The sequence below is a fragment of the Cupriavidus sp. GW823-FHT06D04 genome, from assembly GCF_058795055.1.
In genome coordinates this window covers 157,874-178,548 of record NZ_JBXAHL010000005.1, presented here as the reverse complement: position 1 = coordinate 178,548, position 20,675 = coordinate 157,874, and the positions used below count along the sequence as shown (strand labels likewise).

Sequence of the window (20,675 nt, the reverse complement as noted above, 5' to 3'; positions counted from 1 at the left end):
CGCGCTGGCGCCTTCGTTCTGCGCTGCCCGCAGCATCCGAGGTGCTGATCCTTCCTTCTTCACCGCGTACTCCTTTTCCTGCGATCTGCCATCTGTCGCGAAGGGATGCGCGGCGCCAATGCCGTGGCCTGCCGCGCCTCCCCTCATTTCAAGTCAAACACCACCTTATCGATCTTGCCATTGAAGGCGAACGGCGGATTGTAGGTAAAGTCCACGGGCGAGCCGGCATCCATGCCGATGTCCATCCCCTCGACCAGACTGATCATATTGGGTATCGTCTTCGGCACCACGCCCTCGGCGACCTTCTTTCCGTTGACCGTCATCACGACGGCCATGGCCTTGCCGCGTTCCTTCGGGCCACCCTTGTAGGTCACGTCGACTTTCACCTGCACCTTGCCCCTGGGCAACGGCTCCTGGCCGGAGAACGCGAAACGTTCGATCGAAAGGTAGTTGTAGACGAACGTCGGCTTGCCGTCACGGATGTACAAGCCATAGCCGCCGGTGCTTCCACCGTGTGTCGCGATGACCCCCTGTGCGCCGCCTTGCGGGACCTCGACATCTGCCGTCAGCGTCCAGGACCGGTTGAGCAGGCGCGGAGCCGCCTCGTTGGGCAGGGCAACCTGTCCGGGGTAGTAGGTCAGCGTCCGGCTGTTCCCGGCCAGGCTCGGCCGGCCCATCAGTTCGGCATTGAATTTTTCCACCCCGCGCCAGTCCAGCGGCAGTACGTTGTGCCGGGCCGCTTCCGCCCACCACAAGTCCTGCAACTCACGCAGCTTCTGCGGATTCGCGCTGGCCAGATCCTCTGCCTGCGAGAAATCCTGGTCCAGGTTGTAGAGCTCCCACTTCTGCTTGTCGGGGTCGAAGACCGAGCGATTGGGCTGCCACGGCACGAAGCCCATCGCCGAGGCCATCCAGCCGTTGTGAAAGATGGCCCGGTTGACGGACAGCGAGAAGTACTGGGTGGTATGGCGGTCCTTGGCCTTCGCGTCGTTGAACGTGTAGGCGAAGCTGACCCCTTCGATCGGTTTTTGCTGCACGCCGTTGAGCTGCGTCGGCGGCGTGATGCCAATGGCCTCATAGAGGGTGGGGACGACGTCGATCACGTGGGTGAACTGGCTGCGCAGGCCGCCCTTGTCCTTGATATGCCCCGGCCACGCAATGATCATGGGGTTGCGGATGCCGCCGAGGTGACTGGCGATCTGCTTGGTCCACTGGAACGGGGTGTTCATGGCGTGGGCCCAGGCAGCCGGGAAATGGTTGAAGTGCTTCGGGCCGCCGAGTTCGTCGATGACTTTCAGGTTGTCCTGCCATGTCTCGACGATGCCGTTGAAGAAGCGCGTCTCGTTGAGCGAGCCTTCGATGCCGCCCTCGGCACTGGCGCCGTTGTCTCCGGCCATATAGATGAAGATAGTGTTCTCGCCGCCGGGCAACTGTTTCACGGCGTCGACGATCCGGCCCATTTCATGGTCGGCATGCGCGCCAAAGCCGGCGAACACTTCCATCATGCGGGCATAGAGCCGCTTCTGCTCGGGATTGAGAGAGTCCCACGCCGGCAGGCTTTCCGGGCGCGGCGTGAGCCTGGCATCGGCCGGGATGACACCGAGCTTCTTCTGCCGCTCGAACGTCATCTCGCGGTATTTGTCCCAGCCTGCGTCGAACTGGCCCTTGAACTTGTCGATCCATTCCTGCGGCGCGTGATGCGGCGCGTGCGTCGCGCCTGGCGCGACATGCAGCAGGAAGGGACGGTCCGGCGCAATGCTCTTGACCTGGCGTGCCCAGGCAATGGCGTGGTCGGCCAGGTCAGTCGTCAGGTGGTAGTTCCGGTCGGTCGAAGCCGGGACGAGATTGCGGTTTTCGTACAGGACCGGATGCCATTGATCCGTGTCCCCACCCATGAACCCGTAGAAATAGTCGAAGCCCAGCCCGTTCGGCCAGCGGTCAAACGGGCCCGCGGCACTGGCCTCCCACGGCGGCGTGTTGTGGTTCTTGCCGATCCACGCCGTCATGTAGCCGTTCTGCCGCAGTACTTCCGCCACCGTGCCGGCGCTGCGCGGCAGCACCGCGGTGAAGCCTTCATAGCCGGTGGCGACTTCCGCGATGCTGCCGAAGGCGGCGGAATGGTGGTTCCGCCCGGTGAGCAGCGCGGCCCGGGTCGGACTGCACAGCGCCGTGGTGTGGAACCGGTTGTAGCGCAGGCCCTCGGCCGCTAGCTTGTCCATGGTGGGCGACGGCACGCCGCCGCCGAACGTGCTGAATTGCCCGAAGCCGGCGTCATCGAGCAGGATCACCACCACATTGGGCGCCCCCTTTGGCGCCTTGACCGGCTGCGGAAATTGTCCGGGGTCGGAATCGAGATAGGTCCGGCCGACGGTGCCCTGGAAGCGGAAGTCGGGCCGCGGCAGCACGCTCGGGGTTGCCGCCTGGGACGGCGCCGGCGTCGCGGATTGCGCCTGGGCGTCTGTCGCGTTCGCGAAGAGACCAAGCAACATGGCGGCAGAGACTACCGCGCAGAACATCCTTGGCATATTCATGACATCCCTCCTGGAGTTCAGCATGTGCACAGCGGTGCGATAACCGGTGGCGACGGATGAAAGCAGGCGTTTCACGGATTTGCCTCGTTTATTTGCTGTAAGAAGAACAAGCGGCAAGGGGCGGCGTCCTGCCCTGCCCCCCTGCCCATGACGCCGGACTGTGCGAATGGCTCCGCAGCGCCTACCTGGCTGCCGGCGCTGCCGCAAACGTGATGTCGTCAATCCTGCCGGTGAACGGGAATGTCCCCTTCGACCCGTAGCCCGGACTGACCGCGGAAATCGAGTCCCGGCCAAGTTCAAAGGGCTCGGCCCCGTGGCGGCGCATGCCGGTGCCGACGCTACCCTCACCGGCGAGATCACCGTTGACAAACAATTTCACCGTCGCGCCGTTGTTCAACGCGCTACCGCGCTTCGGTCCGTTGGACGCATACTCCAGCCGCACGGCGACCTTCCCGCCTGGGAGCGGTGCCCGGGCCTGAACGGTCGAATGCTCGAAGTCGGCGGAGTTGTAGTGATAGGTAAGCTTCCCATCCAGGACGTACAGGCTCCACCCGCCGGAGCGGCCGCCGGCGGCAGCGATGACCCCTTCGGCACCCGCCGGCGGAATCGTCAGCGTCGCCGTGATGACGTGTGAGTTCGGGTAGACACGCGGTCCGCTCGGCTCGGGCAGGCGAACGTTGTTCCCGTGGTAGGTCCAACTGGTGGGGAGTTCGCCGGCAATACGATTGCGCGGATCGCCACGCTCCGAGAAACGCGAGTCCAGCGGGAACACGTCATACTTCTTCGCCTCTTCCAGGAACAGCGCCTGAAGCTGCCGGAGCTTCTGCGGGTTGGTTGCGGCGAGGTCATCGGCTTCGCTGAAATCAGCGTCGACGTGGTACAGCTCCCACGGCGCGTCGAGGAAATTCCCCACTCGCCCGACCAAGTTCCACGGCACGCCAAACCGGCTGGCCGCCACCCAGCCGTCGTGGTAGATGGCTCGGTTGACGAACATCTCGAAGTACTGCGTGGTCCTGCGGCTCCTCGCCTTCGCATCGGCAAACGAGTAAGCCATGCTGACACCTTCCATCGGCTTCTGCGGGATACCGTTGACGACCTTCGGTGCCGGGACGTGAGTGGCTTCGAGAATGGTCGGCACGACGTCGATCACGTGATGAAACTGTGTGCGCAGCTCGCCATGCGCCTTGATGCCAGCAGGCCAGTGAACCACCAATGGATTGCGGGTGCCGCCAAAGTGGCTGGCGACCTGCTTGGTCCACTGGAACGGCGTGTCCATGGCCCAGGCCCAGCCGACCGGAATCTGCGGCTCGGATTCAGGCCCGCCGATCTGGTCCAACCGCTTGTTGAGAACCTCCAGCCCCGGGTTGTATCCAAGCAGGCTGGCAATGTCATTGAACGATCCCTCCAGGCCGCCTTCGGCACTGGCCCCGTTGTCGCCAACGATGTAGAAGATCAGCGTGTTATCAAGCTCGCCGGCCTGGGCGACGCTGTCGACCAGGCGGCCGATCTCATTGTCTGCGTACGCGAGGTAGGCAGCATAATTCTCCATCAACCGGGCATATACACGCTTCGCGGCTTCCGGCTGATCGTCCCAGGCAGGAATTTCCTTTGGCCGTGGCGTCAGCCTGGCATCCTGCGGAATCACGCCAAGCCGCTTCTGCTCGGCGAAAGTGATTTCGCGCTGCTTGTCCCACCCCTGGTCGAACCTACCCTTGAACTTGTCCCGCCATGCCTTTGGCGCATGATGCGGTGCGTGCGCTGCCGCTGCCGCGTAATACATGAACCACGGCTGGTCCTTCTTCGCCGCCCGGATGCCGCCAAGCCAGTTGATGGCTTCATCCGTCATGTCGGCGGTGAAGTGATATCCCTGCTCCGGCGTCCTGGGCTGTGCGACCGGGGTCGTGTTCCGGTAGAGAACCGGATACCACTGGCTCGTCTCGCCCTGGTTGAAGCCGTAGAAATAGTCGAAGCCAAAGCCTGTGGGCCAATGGTTGAAGGGGCCTGCCGGGCTGATCTCTGTCTCAGGCGTGTTGTGCCACTTGCCGAACATGGCGGTGGCATAGCCATTGCCCCGGAGAATTTCGGGCACCATGGCGGTGCTCTGGGGAATGATGCCCGTGTAGCCCGGGTATCCGGTGCCAGTTTCAATAATCACGCCGGAACCGGCCGAATGATGATTGCGGCCGGTCAGCAAGGCCGCGCGCGTGGGCGAACACAATGCCGTGGTATGGAACGTGTTGTATCGCAGACCGCCTTTTGCCAGGCGCTCAAGGGTTGGCGTGGGAACCGGCCCGCCAAAAGTACTCGCTTGCCCGAAGCCCACATCGTCCAGCATGATGATCAGCACGTTCGGGGCACCCTTCGGCGCCTTGAGCGGCGCGGGGTAGTCAGGTGTCGAATCTTTCACGGTTTCGCCGATTTTCCCGCGAAAAACCGGATCCGGCCTGGGCAATGCCAGGCCGGATGTGCTCTGCATAGCAGTCCGTTCCCCCTGTAGCGGACCAGTCTGCGCCCTGGCAGTACTGACCAGAAGCCCTGTCGCAACAAGGGCCAGAATCATCCGAAGATGTGGAGCCATAAATCGTTCCCCGCGGTTCCCGTTTGCCGACATTCCCAATGGCAAACACATGCCGTGCAGATCTGGTTCACCGACCCGCTGTTTCCCGATGATGCCGTCAGGTGACCGAGTACCCGCCGTCTACCGGTACCGTCGCGCCATTGATCAGTCTGGACGCGGCCGATGCCAAGAACACAGCGGTTCCGGCAACGTCTTCCGGTTGCCCCCACTTGCCGTCCGGAATACGGCTGACGATCTTCCGATTGGCCTCTTCGTTCGCTTGCCCGGCACGCGTGAGCGCGGTACTGATCCAGCCCGGAGCGATGGCGTTGACGCGGATCCCGTCCGCGGCAAAGCTGATCGCCAGCGACTTCGTCAGCGACACCACGCCCGCCTTTGCCGCGCCATAGGCGGGCACGCTGGGTGAGCCGAAGTACGAGTACATCGAGGCAATATTGATGATGCAACCCTTGCTTGCCTTCAAATGCGGGCGAAAAGCGTTGGCAAGGCGCAGGTTGCCAACCAGGTGAATGTCGATGATGTCGGCAAATACCTCGGGCTTGTACTCCTCGTTGCTGGCGCGGCCGGCGCAGTGAATCAGTACGTCCAGCTGATCGACGCTTGCAGCCAGTGCATCGATGGCTGCGCTGTCGCGCACATCCAGGGATGCATAGCGAATGCGTGAATCGAGGCCACTCGCCGGAATCACGAGATCCGCCACGATCACGCTGGCGCCGTGCTCAAGGAACGCCTTGGCAAAGGCGCCGCCGATGCCACCGGTACCGCCGGTGATCAGGACTTGCTTTCCTGCTACGCTGAAATCGGGCATCTTCATCTTCTATGCTTTCAACTGACAGACCAATGGACGGCGCCAGCGCATGGGCGCCGGACGAGGGTTAGCGGCCCAGCGCCGCGATCACCGCGGCCCGGATCTCCGGGTGCCCGCCGAACGGGTCGCGGGGATTGTGCATGCCCAGGATGTCGTCGAAGCGCGGCTGCACGGTGGCAAGCGATTGCGGCTGCGGGAAGATGTAGAAGCGATCATCGCGGATCGCATCGAAGGTGATGCGCGCCACGTCTTCCGCACTGATCGTCGCCCCCGCGATGCCCCGGTCGAGCATGGCCTGCGCGGCCAGTTGCGACCGGCTCATGGCCGTGGCGCTGCCGCCATCGGCCGGGCGGTTGCGCTGCGAGCGATTGATGCCCGTGGCCACGAAGGACGGGCACAGGACCGAGCACTTCACCTGTTCCGAGACGAGCCCCAGATCATGGAAAAGCGTCTCGCTCAGCGCCACCACCGCTTGCTTCGAGACGCAGTACAGGCCAAAGGTCGGCGCCGCGGTCAGCCCGGCCATGGAGGCGGTATTGACGATGTGGCCCCGGTAGCCGGGATCGGCTTGTGCAGCGGCGAGCATCAGCGGCGTGAAGACGCGCAGGCCGTGAATGGCGCCGTGCAGGTTCACACCCAGCGCCCAGTTCCAGTCTTGCTCGGTGCTTTCCCAGACAAGCCCGCCAGGGGCCACGCCGGCGTTGTTGAACAGCAGGTTGACCTGGCCGAAGGCGGCCATGGCCGCATCGGCGAGCGCCTGCACGTCGGCAGCCTTCGACACATCGGTGCGGCGCGCGATGACGGCAGCGCCGGTTGCCTGCAGCTCCGCCACGGTGGCATCCAGGGCACCCTGCTCGATATCGGCAACCACGAGCCTCATGCCGAGCGAGGCGCCCAGGCGGGCGAACTCCTTGCCGAAGCCAGACGCACCGCCAGTGATGACGGCGACTTGGTCGCGGAACTTGTCCATGCTGTGTCCCCTGTTCCTGTTCTTTTGTTCAGCGCACGCTGTACGCAGCACCCAGGCTTCGGATGTACTTCAGCGGCGACATGCCCCGCTCGCTTGCGACCTTGTTCAGCATCATTTCAATAAAGCCGGAATCGCCGATGTTGACGAAGTTGCCATCGGCATCGAAGTTGATGTTGGCGCCGTAGATAACCATGAACATGTCGGTCTGCTCAGTGTTGCTGGCGGGCGTGGTGAACTGGTGGATGGAGCCGCCCGGCTCGTACAGGTAGCATCCGGCGGTCTGGGGCTGGTGGGGATACTGCGAGTAGTTCCAGTTGCCGCTCATCGTGAACAGATGCACGGTCCCGGTATGGAAGTGATTCGAAAGCACTATGCCGGGGCCGACTCTTGCGCGTACGACCCAGATGCCATTCTGCGGGTCGAGGAATAGCGGACAGATGTCGGCGCCGGGTACCGGGAAATCCGTGATCCAGGGCTCCTTGTCCGAATCGATGGTGAGCAGGTTGTCCTGATGGGTGATGTATGTCGGCAGTGGCATGCCAGTCTCCTTGGATTCTTTGGATCTTCTGTGTGATGGCGCGGCACGGGCGCGGTGGTCCGTGGCAGCCTCTTTGTCAGGGGAGATGCTAGCTTGGCGTTGCGCCGGGCTGTATGGCATATTGGGACAAGACATAGTCATTTTCGGTCAACCGTCCGCTGGCCGCTTTGCCCCGAGGTTATGAATGCCACGCAATGACCAGTTGCCGCCCCTGAGTGGATCCAGCGTGCAGCTCCTCCTCCAGTTCGGTCTGGACCATGGCCTTCCGGGAGACCGTTGCCTGGCAGGCACCGGCCTCGATTGGCAGTATCTGTCCGACCCCGCCTGCGTCGTGCGCGTGGACCAGGAGCTCCAGCTGATCCGCAATCTGGCGCAGGCACTGGGCGACATCCCCGGCGCCGGCATCCAGGCGGGCCTTCGTTACCGTCTGGCCAGCCGCAGCGTGTGGGGCTTTGCCCTGCTCAGTTGCGCCACGCTGCGCGATGCGATCGGCATGGCATTCCGCTATGAGAGTCTCTGGAATCCGCTGACGGAATTCCATGTCGAAGAGCACGATGACCGGCTTGTCACGACCATCGAGGACAGCGCGCTGCCGGAAGATCTGCGGGCGTTTATCGTCGACCGCGATCTGGGCATCTCCATCAGCTTCATGCGCGATCTCATCGGCACCACGCTGCCGGCGGTCAGCGTGGCGCTGCGTCGCCCCCAACCGGCCGACACCCGGCCTTACGAGGATATCTTCGGCTTGACGCCGGTTTTCGGGGCCGCGCAGAACAGGGTTGTGCGAAACGCGGCAGGGTATCTCGACCGGCCCCTGCCTGGCGCCAATACCGAAGTGGTTCGCCAGTGCGAGGCACAGTGCCAGGCCTTGCTCGCGAGATGGCCGGCGCGGGAGGGCCTGGCAGTCCAGTTGCGCAACAGGCTGGTCGCCCGGCCGGGCGCGTTGCCTGGCATGGAAACGCTGGCCGAGGAGTTCCACATGAGCCTGCGCACGCTGCGCCGCCGCCTTGCCGACGAAGGCACCAGTTTCCGGCAGTTGCAGGACGAGGTGCGCGAAGCCCTGGCCGGAGAGCTGCTCGCCGAAGGGCTGAAGCTGGAGCACGTGGCCGATACCCTGGGCTATGGGGAAGTGTCGAACTTCATCCGTGCATACCGGCGCTGGAAGGGCGTGACACCGCACGACGATCGCGGGCGGCTCAGATTGCATATCAGCTCGCACTAAAGGCATCGGCCGGCATCGCCCGGCTTCGACCCCGCCGCCAATACAGTCCATGTATCGGCCAACATATCGAAAGTATTTTCCAGCTTGTCATCCTTGCTCGTAGCATCGGGTGGCCTTGGCGCAGCCACGGCACCGGCTGGGACTCCGCTGTACCCATCCACGCGTTCCAGCTTGCCAGGGTCGCCCGTAAGCGCGAGCGCTTCAAGGCAGCCGGCATCCTGGTGGATTGCGCTCCCGGGAAGCCCGAAATACAAAGGATCACAATGGAACAGGAAGTCAGGAAGGGGCCGCTTGCGGGCATCCGCATCATCGAACTGGCCGGCATCGGCCCCGGCCCGCTGGCGGGCATGATGCTGGCCGACATGGGCGCCGAGGTGCTGCGCATCGAGCGCCCCGGCGAGACCGACCTCGGCGTGAAACGCGAGCGCCGGCATGACCTGATGCTGCGCGGCCGCAAGCCGATCACGCTCGACCTGAAGGATCCGCAGGCCGTGGCAGTGGTGCTGGATCTGGTTGCCTCGGCCGACGCGCTGATCGAAGGCTATCGGCCCGGCGTCACCGAACGCCTGGGCCTCGGCCCGGATATCTGCCTGGCGCGCAACCCGCGCCTGGTCTATGGCCGGATCACCGGCTGGGGACAGACCGGGCCGCTGGCGCATACCGCCGGCCACGACATCAACTACATCTCGCTCACCGGCGCGCTCAACGCCATCGGCCGGCGCGGCCAGCCGCCGTCGGTGCCGCTGGCCTACCTGGGCGATTTCGCGGGCGGCGGCATGTTTCTGCTTGCGGGCGTGCTCGCCGCGCTGCTCGAGGCGGGCAAGTCCGGCAAGGGACAGGTGGTGGACGCCGCCATCGTGGACGGCGTTGCCGCGCTCGGCAGCGTGTTCCACGGCATGGTCGCCGCCGGCCAGTGGCGCGCCGAGCGCGGCACCAACGTACTGGACTCGGGCGCGCACTACTACGACGTGTACCAGTGCAAGGATGGCGGCTGGATCTCGGTGGGCCCGATCGAGGCGCGCTTCTATCGCGACCTGCTTGCCCGCCTCGACATCGACCCGGCCTGCCTCGGCGAACAGGGTGACCAGACCGGATGGGAAGCCGCGGGCGAGCGCCTGGCCGAGGTTTTCCGCACACGCACGCGCGGCGAATGGTGCGATCTGCTCGAAGGCACCGACGTCTGCTTCGCCCCGGTGCTCAGCTACGAGGACGCGCCGCACCACCCGCACCTGAAGGCCCGCGGGACCTTCGTGGAGATCGACGGTGTCATGCAGCCCGCGCCCGCGCCGCGCTTCTGCCGCACGCCGTCGGCACTGCCCGCATCGCCGCGCAATGCCGATGTGCGCGACTACGAGCAGACCCTGGCTGGCTGGCTGCCGCCGGAGCGGATCGAGGCTGTCCGCGCCCTGTCCGAGCGGGCGGCTTCGGCAACGGCGAGCGGCCTCGCTGCTCCACCTCGTTGAGCATTCGGCATACCTGAACACGCAGAGGCCTGCCGGGGAGTAATACCGCCTGAGTCTGACGACGGCTGGCGCCTCACCTATTGCACAAGTCGGAAGGAATGGGGACAAGCGCGGACCCGACGCTGTCCCCGACCCGCTTCTGCACACTGGCGGCCGCGACATCCTTGCCGGTCACCGGCGCTCGCATAAGGACCGGCAGCCATAAGCCCCTCCGTGGTTTACCCTCTCCCACCCATTCCCTCCGTTGCGCGCGCGCTGACCGCAGACAAATAATGGTGCGCAGTCATTTGGACACGAATCACAGGGACACCATGAAGCGTTCATCACGCGGGCATCGCAACTGCGATCCAGAGACCCTTCGCATCGCATGACGTCCAGCCGCTGAGCGGCACGCGCACGGATACCGCTGCGCGCCACCACCAATTCCGACGTATCGGAAAAGTTCCAGACAGGCACACCCTGCGTGCGGGACCGCGTTCGTCCCTGCTGCGCGGAGATCTGCTGCACCAGTACCGCATTCCAACACCTCAAGAGGAGACAGCAAGATGGGCACATCCCCGAATATCAACCCGAATATCGACGTGAAGCAGTTCATTGACGAACAGCGCTTTTCCCCCTACCAGTGGTGCATCCTTGTGGTCTGTTTCGTGGTGATCGCCATCGACGCCTACGATGCCCTGACCGTCGGATTCGTGGTGCCGGCGCTGATGCAGGCATGGCATATGGACAAGGCCGTGTTCGGCCCGGTCATGAGCGCTTCGATCGTTGGCATGGCCGTCGGCGCGATGATCTCGGGCCCGTTGTACGACCGCTCCACGCCGAAGACCGTGATGGTCGTCTCCATGATCATGTTCGGCCTGTGCAGCCTCGGCAGCATCTTCTCTGAAACACCGCTGTCGCTCGGCATCTGGCGGCTGCTGACCGGCCTCGGCATCGGTGCGGCGGTGCCCGGCGTCAACACGCTGATGTACGAATATGCGCCTTCGCGGCGCAGCTCGCTGGTGATCAACACGATCGCCTGCGGCGGGATGCTCGGCGCCGCGGCCTGCGGTGTCGCGGCCGGGCTGCTGGTGCCACAGTATGGCTGGAAGTGCCTGTTCGTCGTAGGCGCGGTGCTGCCGATCATGCTGGCGCTCGTGGTGCACTTCGCCATGCCCGAACCGCTGCGCTTCATGGTCATGCGCAACTGGCCGGCCGAGCGGATCACCGCGGTGCTGCGCCGCGTCGCCCCGAAGCACGACTTCAATGGCGCCCGCTTCGTCGTCGCCGAAGAACAGGCCGAGGACCGCAAGTCAGGCATGGGCGTCTTGCTTTCCCGTCGCCTGCGCACCGGCACCCTGATGCTCTGGCTCGCCTACTTCAGCGGCACCTTCGCCTATTACCTGCTGATGGGCTGGTTGCCCACGCTGCTTCAGGAAGCCGGCGCATCGCTGCGCCACGCCACGCTAGCCACCAGTGTGCTCTCCGTGGGCGGCATCGCCGGCGCACTCTGCTTCGGCTGGCTGATGGACCGCTTCGACCGCAATACCGTGATCGCACTGGCCTTCGCCGCGGGCGGCGCGTCGATCTGGACGCTCGGACACCAGGCCGGCAATCCGGAACTGCTGCCGGTCATCCTCTTCATCGCCGGCGCCGGCCTCAGCGGTGCGATGTTCTCACTGCCCGGCCTGGCGGCCGCGTACTACCCGACCAACGGCCGTTCGGCGGGCATCGCCTGGATGTATGGCGTCGGACGCCTCGGCGGCATCCTGGGGCCCGTCGCGGGCGGCATGCTGCTGCATACCAGCGGCGGGGCCGCCACGTTCTACGCGGTCGTTACCGCGACCATCCTGGTGCCGGGATTCGCGCTGTGGATCAAGCGGCGAGCCACTTCGCGCAATGCGGACGTCGAGGGTGTCGGTGTCATGCGCGACGCTTGAGAAGTCATAGCGCCCGCTCAAGTTGAGGAGGACAGAAAATCCGGGCGCGTTGCCCGGGCCCTCCCCCGATCGTTATCAAGCTTCGATTCCTAAGGACATTCACGATGAAACTCATTCTGGCTTGCACGCTCTCAGTCCTCAGCGCTGCGGCAGCCGTCATGCCCGCCCACGCCCAGAGCAATGCGCCCATCTCTCACGCGGCTCCGATGCTCGCCGTCACGCTGGACAACTACATCCGCGCGGAGAGCGACAGGAGCCTTGAGTCCGTGGTGCGGCGGGGCGGGTTCGGTAAATTCTTCCACCAGCGCGAGCTCGCGCCGATCGACCGGCAGGTTGTGGTGCGCCCCAATCGCGATACGCTCTATTCGCTGGGGGTTGTCGACCTTGACGCAGGCCCGGTAACCATCACGATGCCGGATGCAGGCAAGCGCTTTATGTCGCTACAGGTGATCGACGAAGACCACTACACGCATGCCGATATCTATGGCGCTGGTACCTATACCTTCACGCGCGATCGCATCGGGACGCGCTATGCGCTGATGGCTGTCCGGACACTGCTCGATCCGGATAGCCCCAGCGATGTGGCGCAGGCTCATGCGCTGCAGGATGCGCTGAGGCTGACACAGAAGCATCCTGGCAGCTTCGAGATCCCCAACTGGGACCAGGCTCAGCTGACGAAGCTGCGCGAGGCCCTGCTTGTGCTGGGGACCACCGTCCAGGACACGAGGGGCATGTTTGGCGGCCCGCGCCAGGTAGATCCGGTGCGCCGTCTGGTTGGCACCGCACTGGCCTGGGGAGGCAGCCCTGAGAAGGACGCCTATTACCTGCCGATCACGCCGGCGAAGAACGACGGCGCGACCATCTACAAGCTCAGCATTGGAGAGGTGCCGGTCGATGGCTTCTGGTCGGTCAGCGTCTACAACGCCAAAGGCCTGTTCGAGCCGAATAAGCTCGGCTCGTATTCGCTCAACAATCTCACGGCGAAGAAGAATGCCAACGGCGAGGTGATGATCCAGTTCGGCGGCTGCGACTCCAATACGGTGAACTGCCTGCCAACCATGCCGGGCTGGAACTACCTGGTACGACTCTATCGCGCGCACCCGGACGTCCTGAGTGGCAAGTGGAAGTTCCCGCAGGCGCAGGCCGTCAACTAGGAATCGGCTTCTCAATGAGGCAGGGGCGCACGGATCCAGCCGATGCGCCCCTTCTACCCGAACTCGCTCCTGCGGAGCGACGACGGACTACTGACGCACCAGATCCGGCAGCTTCCAGGTCCTGTCAGTCAGGGCCTTGTCCGGCCCGTAGAAGCGGAACGCTGCAAACCAGTCCTTGCCAGGCGTTGTGTAGATCCACTTTGCCTCCTTGCCCGCCGGTGCCTTCGGACCGAAATAGATATCGACCGAGCCGTCAGCGTTGCGCTGCATGTCGTGGCTGTAGGAATCCAGGTTGATCCGCGGCGAGCCGCGCATGAAGCCACCCGTCTCGACGTCATAGATCGTCACCGCCCAGAACTGCCTGGCCGGAACGTTGGGCGGAACGTGCAGGACATAGCTGTGGTTGCCGCCCAAGGCCTCCCCGGTGGCGTCGTACCACGACGTCAGATAGGCGGTCGCCTTGCCGAGCCTGGCAGGGGGAGCATAGGCGAGGAAATAGAAGACGCCGCGGGCATCCGTCTCCAGGTGGCCGTCCGTCCGGAAGCTGAACCCTGTCTTTGCACCAACCGTGCTTGGCAGATTGCCCCCCCAGCGCGAACCCGGCCACCAGGGTCTGGCACCAGCGCGCCAGGTACTGATAAACGCTGCATGGGCTTGCTGTACGCCGGCGCGCAAGGCCGCGCGCGTGGCCGGATCGGGATCGAAAGGCTTGCCGCGCCCGATGCCCAGCCCGCTGATGCGGGCCGTGATTGCGGCGTCCCCTGGCGACTCCGGCTCCTCACTCACCATCCTTGCCAGGCGCGCATAGAAGCTCTCATCGTACCTGACGATGCCATCGAAGACTTTGCCGTCCATATCGATAAATCGCTGACGTGGTGGCTTGCCGGCGTGCGCAAGCGGATAGAGCCGGAGTCGCTTCAGCAGTCCGATGGTCCTGGCAACATCAGCTGCAGACGACGAGGCTGGCGAGAAGCGCAGCAGCGCGTAGCCGTTGTACGTCGAGGACGGGATTGCGATATAGCCCGGGGGAGCGTCGCCCTTGAAGCCTGGCGGCAATAGCAGGTACTTTCCCCCCTTCCCCTCATCCTCCCCGGCCGGGCCGACATCGGCCAGTGGCACCTGCGATGCGTCGAGCACGCTGCCGAAGATGCCGGCGCCTTCGGCAGCCGGCAGATCGAGCGCCACCGGCCCGTCCTTCAGATTGAAGTTGAAGTAGACGTACAGGGACGACGAATTTGGCGTCGTGGTCTGGTTCTTCCAGTCGGCCGGCCTGGACCAGAACACGATGTCGTTGTATGCCGCTCCCGCGTCGCGGAAGAACGCCTCGCGCATCGCATCCACGCTGACAATCGGCATGCCCCAGACGGCCGCTTCGGCCGCGAGCTGTTGCCGTGAATCGACGGTGGCCCCGGCAGGCAGGGTGGCGGCACTGGCCGCGGCTGGCGCTGTGATGAAACTTCCCGCCGCGAAGAGATGGCCGACGATGAGGACGACAGCGGTGAGCCCCGTATTGCATCGTTTCATATCAATCCTGTGTGTTGGTTTGACCGTCCCTTGCCGACAGGAGATGGCATCGGCATCCGGGGTCATGCAGATGGTGACCGCCGCGGCATCTGTTGTCGCTTCTCCTCGCTGCTGCAGAGGGACATGCCCCGGGGCGGAGCTCATACTGGTCTCGGCCCGCGGTCCTGTCGCCTCCCCATCTTGGGGGCCGAGCCCTGCCGTGTCGCGCGAAGAGCCCGAGGCAGCCTCTTAAGCTCCGGTATGCCTGCCAGGAATACCCCGGAAAAATAGGAATTGGACATCGTCAAACCGAGCGGGGGATCATCCACGACACACGCTTTACCCCTGAATCCAGGAGAGCACGATGAAGCTCAGCAAGAAGGTAGCGATTGTCACCGGCGGCGGAAGTGGCATTGGCGAAGCCACCGTACGGAGGTTCGTGGCCGAAGGCGCGAAGGTCGTGGTGGCGGATATCACTGATCGTGGCGCGGCACTTTGTGGCGAGTTGAACGAGGCGGGACACGAAGCGCTGTTCTGCAGAGCCGATGTCGCGCAGGAAGGCGACATCCGTCACCTGATCGAGCAGACCGTCAGCCGCTTCGGCCGGCTGGACATCGTCGTCGCCAATGCAGGGATCGGGCAAGCAGCGGTTCCGTTGGAGCAGACCGAACTGGATAGCTGGCAACAGATGATCGATACCAATCTGACCGGCGTATTCCTGACCAACAAGCACGCGATCGTGCAGATGAAGCGACAACAGTCCGGGGGAGCCGTGGTGAACGTCGCCTCGATCCTGGGGCATGTCGGCATGGCCGGCGCCACGGCTTACAACGCCGCCAAGGGCGGCGTGGCGAATCTAACCCGTTCGATCGGGGTGGCTTGCGCCCAGGACGGGATACGTGTCAACGCGGTATGTCCGGGATTTGTCGACACCCCGATTCTCGATGCCGCAGGCGAGGAGAAGAAGGCGCGGATCGCAGCGATGCACCCGATCGGCCGTCTCGGGCGGAGTGAGGAGATTGCCGCTGCGATCCTCTTCCTGGCCAGCGATGACGCCTCCTTCATGGTTGGCGCCAATCTGATCGTCGATGGCGGTTATACCGCGCAATAGGATTAGCCGGATGGACGGTGTACCCGTCTCACAGAGATCTGGAGGTGAAGACATGCGTATGCAGGACAAGGTCGTGCTCATCACGGGCAGTGGCACGGGAATCGGCAAAGCGACGGCGTTGCGCCTTGCGCGCGAAGGCGCAACGATCGTGGCAACGGATATCGACCCCGCAGGCGCCAGGGCCACTGCCCAGGCTGTGGAGGCGCTGGGTGCCAGGGCCATGGCGTTGCCGCTCGATGTCACCAGTGAAGCCCAATGGAAGCAGGTCGTCGAGGCAACACTCGCGGCCTTCGGCCGCTTCGATGTCCTGTTCAACAATGCAGGCATCTGGATCATCAAGGCCCTGGCCGACACCACGCTGGAGGAATGGAACCGGCTTATGTCGATCAACGTGACGGGGACCTTCCTCGGCATGAAGCACGTGATGCCGCAGATGGCCAGGCAAGGCAAGGGCTCCGTCATCAATGCCTCGTCGGTCGCCGGCCTGGTCGGGGCCGCGGGCAACGCACTCTATGGCGCCAGCAAGGGCGCCGTCCGCTTGCTGACCAAGGATGCGGCAATCGAGTACGCGAGCCGTGGCGTGCGTGCCAACTCGATCCATCCTGGCCTGATCCAGACCGCCATGGCCGACTACGCGTCGGTGACCATGGGAGCGAGCCAGGAAGAGCTCGGGCAGCGGCTTGCCCCGATGGGCCGCGTCGGTAAGGCCGAAGAAGTCAGTGACCTGGTTCTGTTCCTGGCGTCGGATGAGTCGTCCTATATCACCGGTGCCGAGCTGGTCGTGGACGGCGGCCTGACTGCACGATAAGACCTTGCTGCCACGTTCCAGAGCACCGCGCGCATGGAATGGGCACCGTCAGGTCATGGCATGAGTTCACGGAATACCCCGGAGAACATTGAATTGGACAGTCCGGACAGTGCGAGCGAGCATTAAGAAAACAGAAGCAAGCGCGATCCGACAGAGGTGCCTCGCCCCCGTCGGCCGGATCCCATCAAGATGGCAAGGAGACATATGAAAGCCGCAGTGCTATACCAGACCAATTCCCCGTTTGTCATCGAAGACATCGGCATCTCGAAGCCGGGGCCGCATGAGGTCCTGGTGCGGACCGCCGCGGTCGGGGTGTGCCATTCCGACCTTCACTTCGTTGAGGGATCGCTGCCGTTCCCCCTGCCCGCGGTGCTGGGGCACGAGGCAGCCGGCATCGTCGAGCAGGTGGGCAGCGAGGTGCGCACGGTCAAGCCGGGCGATCACGTCATCAGCTGCCTGTCCGCCTATTGCGGGCATTGCGACCATTGCCTGACCGGGCATCTGTCACTGTGCATGTCGCCGGACACGAAGCGCCGCGATGACGAGGAGCCGCGCCTGCTCGCCAGGACCGGCAAGGCCATGCCGCAGTACATGAACCTGTCGGCGTTCGCCGAGCAGATGCTGGTCCACGAGCATGCGCTGGTGGCGGTCCGGCGCGACATGCCGATGGACCGTGCAGCCCTGATCGGCTGCGGGGTGGTGACGGGGGTCGGCGCGGTCATGCATACCGCAAAGGTGCAGCCGGGCGAGATCGTCGCCGTGATCGGCTGCGGTGGCATCGGGCTTGCCGCCATCAACGGCGCCGCGATTGCCGGGGCCGGCCGCATCATCGCCATCGACCGCCTGCCGGGCAAGCTGGAACTGGCGCGCAAGTTCGGGGCCACGGACGTGATCGATGCCAGCAGCACCGACCCCGTGCAGGCGGTGCGGGAACTGACCAGCGGCGGCGTCCATCATGCCCTCGAGGCCATCGGACTCAAGCAGACCGCGGAGCAGGCCTTCGGCATGCTGCGCCGTGGCGGCACCGCGACCGTGGTGGGCGTTGTCCCGCCCGGCGTCGAGATCGGCATCAAGGGCTTCGAGCTGATGGAAGAGAAGCGCCTGCAGGGCTGCCGCATGGGCTCGAACCGCTTCCCCGTCGACATGCCGCGCCTGGTGGACTTCTATCTGTCCGGCAAGCTCAAGCTGGACGACATGATCTCGCGGCGCATGCCTCTGGAGGGCATCAACGAGGCATTCGACGAACTGCGCCGTGGCGAACTGGCCCGCTCGGTGCTGATGTTCGAGCAGTAAGCCATCGCGCCTGCCGCCCGTGCGACGCGGGCATCTCCAACGATCAATGCGACCCGTGCCGCTGTCCCGCAAGGGGAAACGTTTGCCCTGCACCGGTACCGCCGCGCCCACAACAGGTGGTTCACATGGAAAGATTCGATGCAATCGTGGTGGGTGCGGGCTTCTCCGGCCTGTACATGCTGCACAAGCTGCGCGAGCAGCGCATGAGCGCCCGCGTCTATGAAGCCGGCGACAACGTCGGCGGCGTCTGGTACTGGAACCGCTATCCCGGTGCCAAGTGCGACGTCGAGAGCATCTACTACAACTACACGTTCTCTGAAGAGCTCTACAAGGAATGGACGTGGACCAGCCGGTATCCGGACCAGCCGTCTATCCTGCGCTATCTGAACCACGTAGCGGACCGGTTCGACCTGCGCCGCGACATCCAGTTCAAGACGCGCGTCACCGCTGCCCACTACGACGAGAAGGCGCGCGAATGGCGGGTGAAAACCGACGACGGCAAGACCGTGGCCGCCCGCTATTTCATCTCGGGCGCCGGCTGCCTGTCTGCGGCCAACCGGCCGGACATCAAGGGCCTCGAGAGCTTTCGCGGCGAAGTCTTCCACACCGGCACCTGGCCGCACCAGCCAGTGGAGTTCACCGGCAAGCGCGTCGGCGTGATCGGCACCGGCTCCAGCGGCATCCAGGCCATTCCGGTCATTGCCGGGCAGGCTGACCAACTCTACGTCTTCCAGCGCACGCCACAGTACAGTACGCCGGCGGCGGACCGTCCCTACGATGCCGAGCACATCCGCGAGGTCAAGGAAAACCTCGGCGAGATCCGGACCCGCGTGCGCAACTCCTGGTCCGGCGTGCCACGTTCGCCGATCGCGATGGAGCGCAGCGCGCTGGCCGAGCCCCCCTTGCAGCGCAGGCAGACCTACGAGGCCGCCTGGCAGCACGGCGGCTGGATCCATTCGTCGTATAGCGACCTGATCACCGACGCACAGGCCAACGAGAGCGTGGCGCAGTTCGTGCGCGACAAGATCCGCAGTATCGTGAAAGACCCGCAGGTTGCAGACAAGCTGACGCCGGGTTATCTCTTCGGCACCAAGCGCCCTGTCATCGACACAGACTACTTCCAGACCTACAACCGCGACAACGTCACGCTGGTCGACATCAGGCAGGATCCGATCACCGAGATCACGCCGGACGGCGTGCGCACGGCGCGCACCGGCTATGCGCTGGACGCGCTTGTGCTGGCCACCGGCTACGACGCCATCACGGGGCCGCTGTTCCGCATCGACATCCGCGGCAAGGACGGCATGTCTCTGCAGGACAAATGGGGGGGCGGCAAGGAGATCCACACCTACCTGGGCCTGGCCAACGCGGGCTTCCCCAACTTCTTCACGATCACCGGCCCGCAAAGTCCGTCTGTGCTCAGCAACATGGTGTGCTCCATCGAACAGCACGTCGAGTGGATCGCCGACTGCCTACGCCACCTGCGCGACCAGGGACTGGACACCATCGAAGCCACGGTGACCGCCGAGCAGGCATGGAGCAAGCACTGCGCCGAGGTGGCCCACACCACGCTGTTTCCGCGCGGAGAGTCCTGGTACACCGGCGCCAACATCCCGGGCAAGACCATGCCTTTCCCCATCTACGTGGCAGGCGTGAACGTCTACCGCGGCGTTTGCGACAAGGTCGCCGCCAACGGCTATGAAGGCTTCGCGCTGACCCGTTCCGCCACCGCACGCTGATCGTCGCTGCCGGCATTCGTCGCCGGCAGCCATTCTCCCCTTCCGTTCCGCTCTCCGGAGAATCTCAAGCACCATGGCCCTTGATCCCAAAGCCAGGCACATCCTCGACCTTGTGGCAGCCGCAGGCAATCCGCCGCTGCACCAGCGCACGCCGGAGCAGGCGCGCGCCACGCTGGTGACCCAGCCGCTTGCCGGCGAGCCCGAACCGGTCGCCAGCGTGGAAGACCGCACCGTGCCGGCCGGCGACGCCGCGCTGCCGGTGCGCATCTATCGGCCGGACGCCACCGGGCCGCTACCCGCGCTGGTGTACTACCACGGCGGCGGCTGGGTCGTTGGCAACCTCGACGCCGTGGACGTGCCCTGCCGCCGGCTGGCCAACCGGGCCGGCTGCGTGGTGGTGTCGGTGGATTACCGGCTCGCGCCCGAGCACAAGTTCCCGACGGCTGTCGAAGACGCCTACGCTGCCGCCCGCTGGGTGACGGCCAACGCCGGCGCGCTCGGCGTCGACCCGGCCCGCGTTGCCGTGGGCGGGGACAGTGCCGGCGCCAATCTCGCCGCCGTCGTGGCGCTGATGTCGCGCGACCGGGGCCACTTCCGCCTGTGCCACCAGACGCTGCTGTATCCCATCACGAACCACGCCTTCGACACGGCCTCTTACCGCGACAACGCCGAGGGCTACTACCTCACGCGCGACGGCATGGCCTGGTTCTGGAACCACTACCTGGGCGACGCGCAGGACGGCAGACATCCCTACGCGTCGCCACTGCTGGCGCCGGACCACACCGGCCTGCCCCCGGCGCTGGTCATTACCGCCGAATTCGACCCGCTGCGCGACGAGGGCGAAGCCTACGGACGCCAGCTGGCCGCCGCAGGCGTCCCCGTCGAGGTAACGCGGTACGACGGCATGATCCATGGCTTCTGCTGGATGCCCGGTGTACTGGCGCAGGGCGGACAAGCACTCGACCAGGCCGGCGACGCACTCAGGCGCGCATTCGCGGCAAGCGAGACACGCGAGGCAACCCCCAACAACCACTGACC

General features: G+C 64.7%; 15 protein-coding genes. 9 read left to right on the top strand and 6 right to left on the bottom strand.

The genetic code is table 11. The features are described from left to right. Positions 1-143: 143 nt before the first annotated feature. The 5 genes from AC1Q7H_RS10215 to AC1Q7H_RS10195 form a co-directional block, all read right to left on the bottom strand. Positions 144-2,738 carry an arylsulfatase gene (locus AC1Q7H_RS10215; RefSeq protein ID WP_492381247.1) on the bottom strand — a complete coding sequence of 865 codons (2,595 nt, stop codon included), beginning with the start codon at positions 2,736-2,738 and terminating at the stop codon, positions 144-146. Then, on the bottom strand, positions 2,713-5,007 hold the full coding sequence (locus AC1Q7H_RS10210; RefSeq protein ID WP_492381246.1) for a sulfatase-like hydrolase/transferase: 2,295 nt from the start codon (positions 5,005-5,007) through the stop codon (positions 2,713-2,715). Before AC1Q7H_RS10210 ends, AC1Q7H_RS10215 begins: the two co-directional genes overlap by 26 nt. 199 nt (positions 5,008-5,206) lie before the next feature. Next, positions 5,207-5,923 (bottom strand): SDR family NAD(P)-dependent oxidoreductase, encoded by a 717-nt coding sequence (locus AC1Q7H_RS10205; RefSeq protein ID WP_492381245.1) that lies wholly within the window; start codon positions 5,921-5,923, stop codon positions 5,207-5,209. Positions 5,924-5,984: 61 nt separating this feature from the next. Beyond that, positions 5,985-6,887 carry an SDR family oxidoreductase gene (locus tag AC1Q7H_RS10200; RefSeq protein ID WP_492381244.1) on the bottom strand — a complete coding sequence of 301 codons (903 nt, stop codon included), beginning with the start codon at positions 6,885-6,887 and terminating at the stop codon, positions 5,985-5,987. Between the two features lie 28 nt (positions 6,888-6,915). Beyond that, positions 6,916-7,425, bottom strand: a complete 510-nt coding sequence (locus AC1Q7H_RS10195; protein ID WP_492381243.1) for a 2,4'-dihydroxyacetophenone dioxygenase family protein — start codon at positions 7,423-7,425, stop codon at positions 6,916-6,918. 184 nt (positions 7,426-7,609) lie between these two features. Here AC1Q7H_RS10195 and AC1Q7H_RS10190 point away from each other — a divergent pair, with 184 nt between their 5' ends. From AC1Q7H_RS10190 to AC1Q7H_RS10175, 4 genes are all read left to right on the top strand, one after another. Next, positions 7,610-8,647 carry an AraC family transcriptional regulator gene (locus AC1Q7H_RS10190; RefSeq protein WP_492381242.1) on the top strand — a complete coding sequence of 346 codons (1,038 nt, stop codon included), beginning with the start codon at positions 7,610-7,612 and terminating at the stop codon, positions 8,645-8,647. Positions 8,648-8,910: 263 nt separating this feature from the next. After that, on the top strand, positions 8,911-10,110 hold the full coding sequence (locus tag AC1Q7H_RS10185; RefSeq protein WP_492381241.1) for a CaiB/BaiF CoA transferase family protein: 1,200 nt from the start codon (positions 8,911-8,913) through the stop codon (positions 10,108-10,110). A 545-nt stretch (positions 10,111-10,655) separates the two neighbouring features. Next, positions 10,656-12,029 carry an MFS transporter gene (locus AC1Q7H_RS10180; RefSeq protein WP_492381240.1) on the top strand — a complete coding sequence of 458 codons (1,374 nt, stop codon included), beginning with the start codon at positions 10,656-10,658 and terminating at the stop codon, positions 12,027-12,029. A 104-nt stretch (positions 12,030-12,133) separates the two neighbouring features. Continuing rightward, a complete protein-coding gene (locus AC1Q7H_RS10175; RefSeq protein ID WP_492381239.1) occupies positions 12,134-13,183 on the top strand; it encodes a DUF1254 domain-containing protein in 1,050 nt (349 codons plus the stop codon). An 87-nt stretch (positions 13,184-13,270) separates the two neighbouring features. On the opposite strand, the gene AC1Q7H_RS10170 is transcribed toward AC1Q7H_RS10175, so the two are convergent. Next, positions 13,271-14,851, bottom strand: coding sequence for a DUF1254 domain-containing protein (locus AC1Q7H_RS10170; protein WP_492381238.1), 1,581 nt, complete (start codon positions 14,849-14,851; stop codon positions 13,271-13,273). Between the two features lie 199 nt (positions 14,852-15,050). Here AC1Q7H_RS10170 and AC1Q7H_RS10165 point away from each other — a divergent pair, with 199 nt between their 5' ends. The 5 genes from AC1Q7H_RS10165 to lipP1 all read left to right on the top strand — a co-directional run bounded on the left by AC1Q7H_RS10165 (position 15,051) and on the right by lipP1 (position 20,673). Continuing rightward, positions 15,051-15,797 (top strand): SDR family NAD(P)-dependent oxidoreductase, encoded by a 747-nt coding sequence (locus AC1Q7H_RS10165; RefSeq protein WP_492381237.1) that lies wholly within the window; start codon positions 15,051-15,053, stop codon positions 15,795-15,797. Positions 15,798-15,849: 52 nt separating this feature from the next. Continuing rightward, complete coding sequence (locus AC1Q7H_RS10160; RefSeq protein ID WP_492381236.1) at positions 15,850-16,605, top strand: SDR family NAD(P)-dependent oxidoreductase; 756 nt, start codon at positions 15,850-15,852, stop codon at positions 16,603-16,605. A gap of 204 nt (positions 16,606-16,809) precedes the next feature. Continuing rightward, on the top strand, positions 16,810-17,898 hold the full coding sequence (locus AC1Q7H_RS10155) for a Zn-dependent alcohol dehydrogenase (protein WP_492381235.1): 1,089 nt from the start codon (positions 16,810-16,812) through the stop codon (positions 17,896-17,898). Positions 17,899-18,023: 125 nt separating this feature from the next. Beyond that, entirely contained in the window at positions 18,024-19,637 is a 1,614-nt protein-coding gene (locus AC1Q7H_RS10150; protein ID WP_492381234.1) for a flavin-containing monooxygenase, read from the top strand. A 73-nt stretch (positions 19,638-19,710) separates the two neighbouring features. Beyond that, positions 19,711-20,673, top strand: a complete 963-nt coding sequence (gene lipP1, locus AC1Q7H_RS10145; RefSeq protein ID WP_492381233.1) for a LipP1 family hormone-sensitive lipase — start codon at positions 19,711-19,713, stop codon at positions 20,671-20,673. Positions 20,674-20,675: the final 2 nt, after the last annotated feature.

What these genes read in the sequence shown, in the direction of transcription:
- AC1Q7H_RS10210 (WP_492381246.1), bottom strand. Translation starts at nt 5,007, where the DNA reads ATGCAGAGCACATCCGGCCTGGCATTGCCCAGGCCGGATCCGGTTTTT.
- AC1Q7H_RS10205 (WP_492381245.1), bottom strand. Translation starts at nt 5,923, where the DNA reads ATGAAGATGCCCGATTTCAGCGTAGCAGGAAAGCAAGTCCTGATCACC.
- AC1Q7H_RS10200 (WP_492381244.1), bottom strand. Translation starts at nt 6,887, where the DNA reads ATGGACAAGTTCCGCGACCAAGTCGCCGTCATCACTGGCGGTGCGTCT.
- AC1Q7H_RS10195 (WP_492381243.1), bottom strand. Translation starts at nt 7,425, where the DNA reads ATGCCACTGCCGACATACATCACCCATCAGGACAACCTGCTCACCATC.
- AC1Q7H_RS10190 (WP_492381242.1), top strand. Translation starts at nt 7,610, where the DNA reads ATGCCACGCAATGACCAGTTGCCGCCCCTGAGTGGATCCAGCGTGCAG.
- AC1Q7H_RS10185 (WP_492381241.1), top strand. Translation starts at nt 8,911, where the DNA reads ATGGAACAGGAAGTCAGGAAGGGGCCGCTTGCGGGCATCCGCATCATC.
- AC1Q7H_RS10180 (WP_492381240.1), top strand. Translation starts at nt 10,656, where the DNA reads ATGGGCACATCCCCGAATATCAACCCGAATATCGACGTGAAGCAGTTC.
- AC1Q7H_RS10175 (WP_492381239.1), top strand. Translation starts at nt 12,134, where the DNA reads ATGAAACTCATTCTGGCTTGCACGCTCTCAGTCCTCAGCGCTGCGGCA.
- AC1Q7H_RS10170 (WP_492381238.1), bottom strand. Translation starts at nt 14,851, where the DNA reads ATGAGCTCCGCCCCGGGGCATGTCCCTCTGCAGCAGCGAGGAGAAGCG.
- AC1Q7H_RS10165 (WP_492381237.1), top strand. Translation starts at nt 15,051, where the DNA reads ATGAAGCTCAGCAAGAAGGTAGCGATTGTCACCGGCGGCGGAAGTGGC.
- AC1Q7H_RS10160 (WP_492381236.1), top strand. Translation starts at nt 15,850, where the DNA reads ATGCGTATGCAGGACAAGGTCGTGCTCATCACGGGCAGTGGCACGGGA.
- AC1Q7H_RS10155 (WP_492381235.1), top strand. Translation starts at nt 16,810, where the DNA reads ATGAAAGCCGCAGTGCTATACCAGACCAATTCCCCGTTTGTCATCGAA.
- AC1Q7H_RS10150 (WP_492381234.1), top strand. Translation starts at nt 18,024, where the DNA reads ATGGAAAGATTCGATGCAATCGTGGTGGGTGCGGGCTTCTCCGGCCTG.
- lipP1 (WP_492381233.1), top strand. Translation starts at nt 19,711, where the DNA reads ATGGCCCTTGATCCCAAAGCCAGGCACATCCTCGACCTTGTGGCAGCC.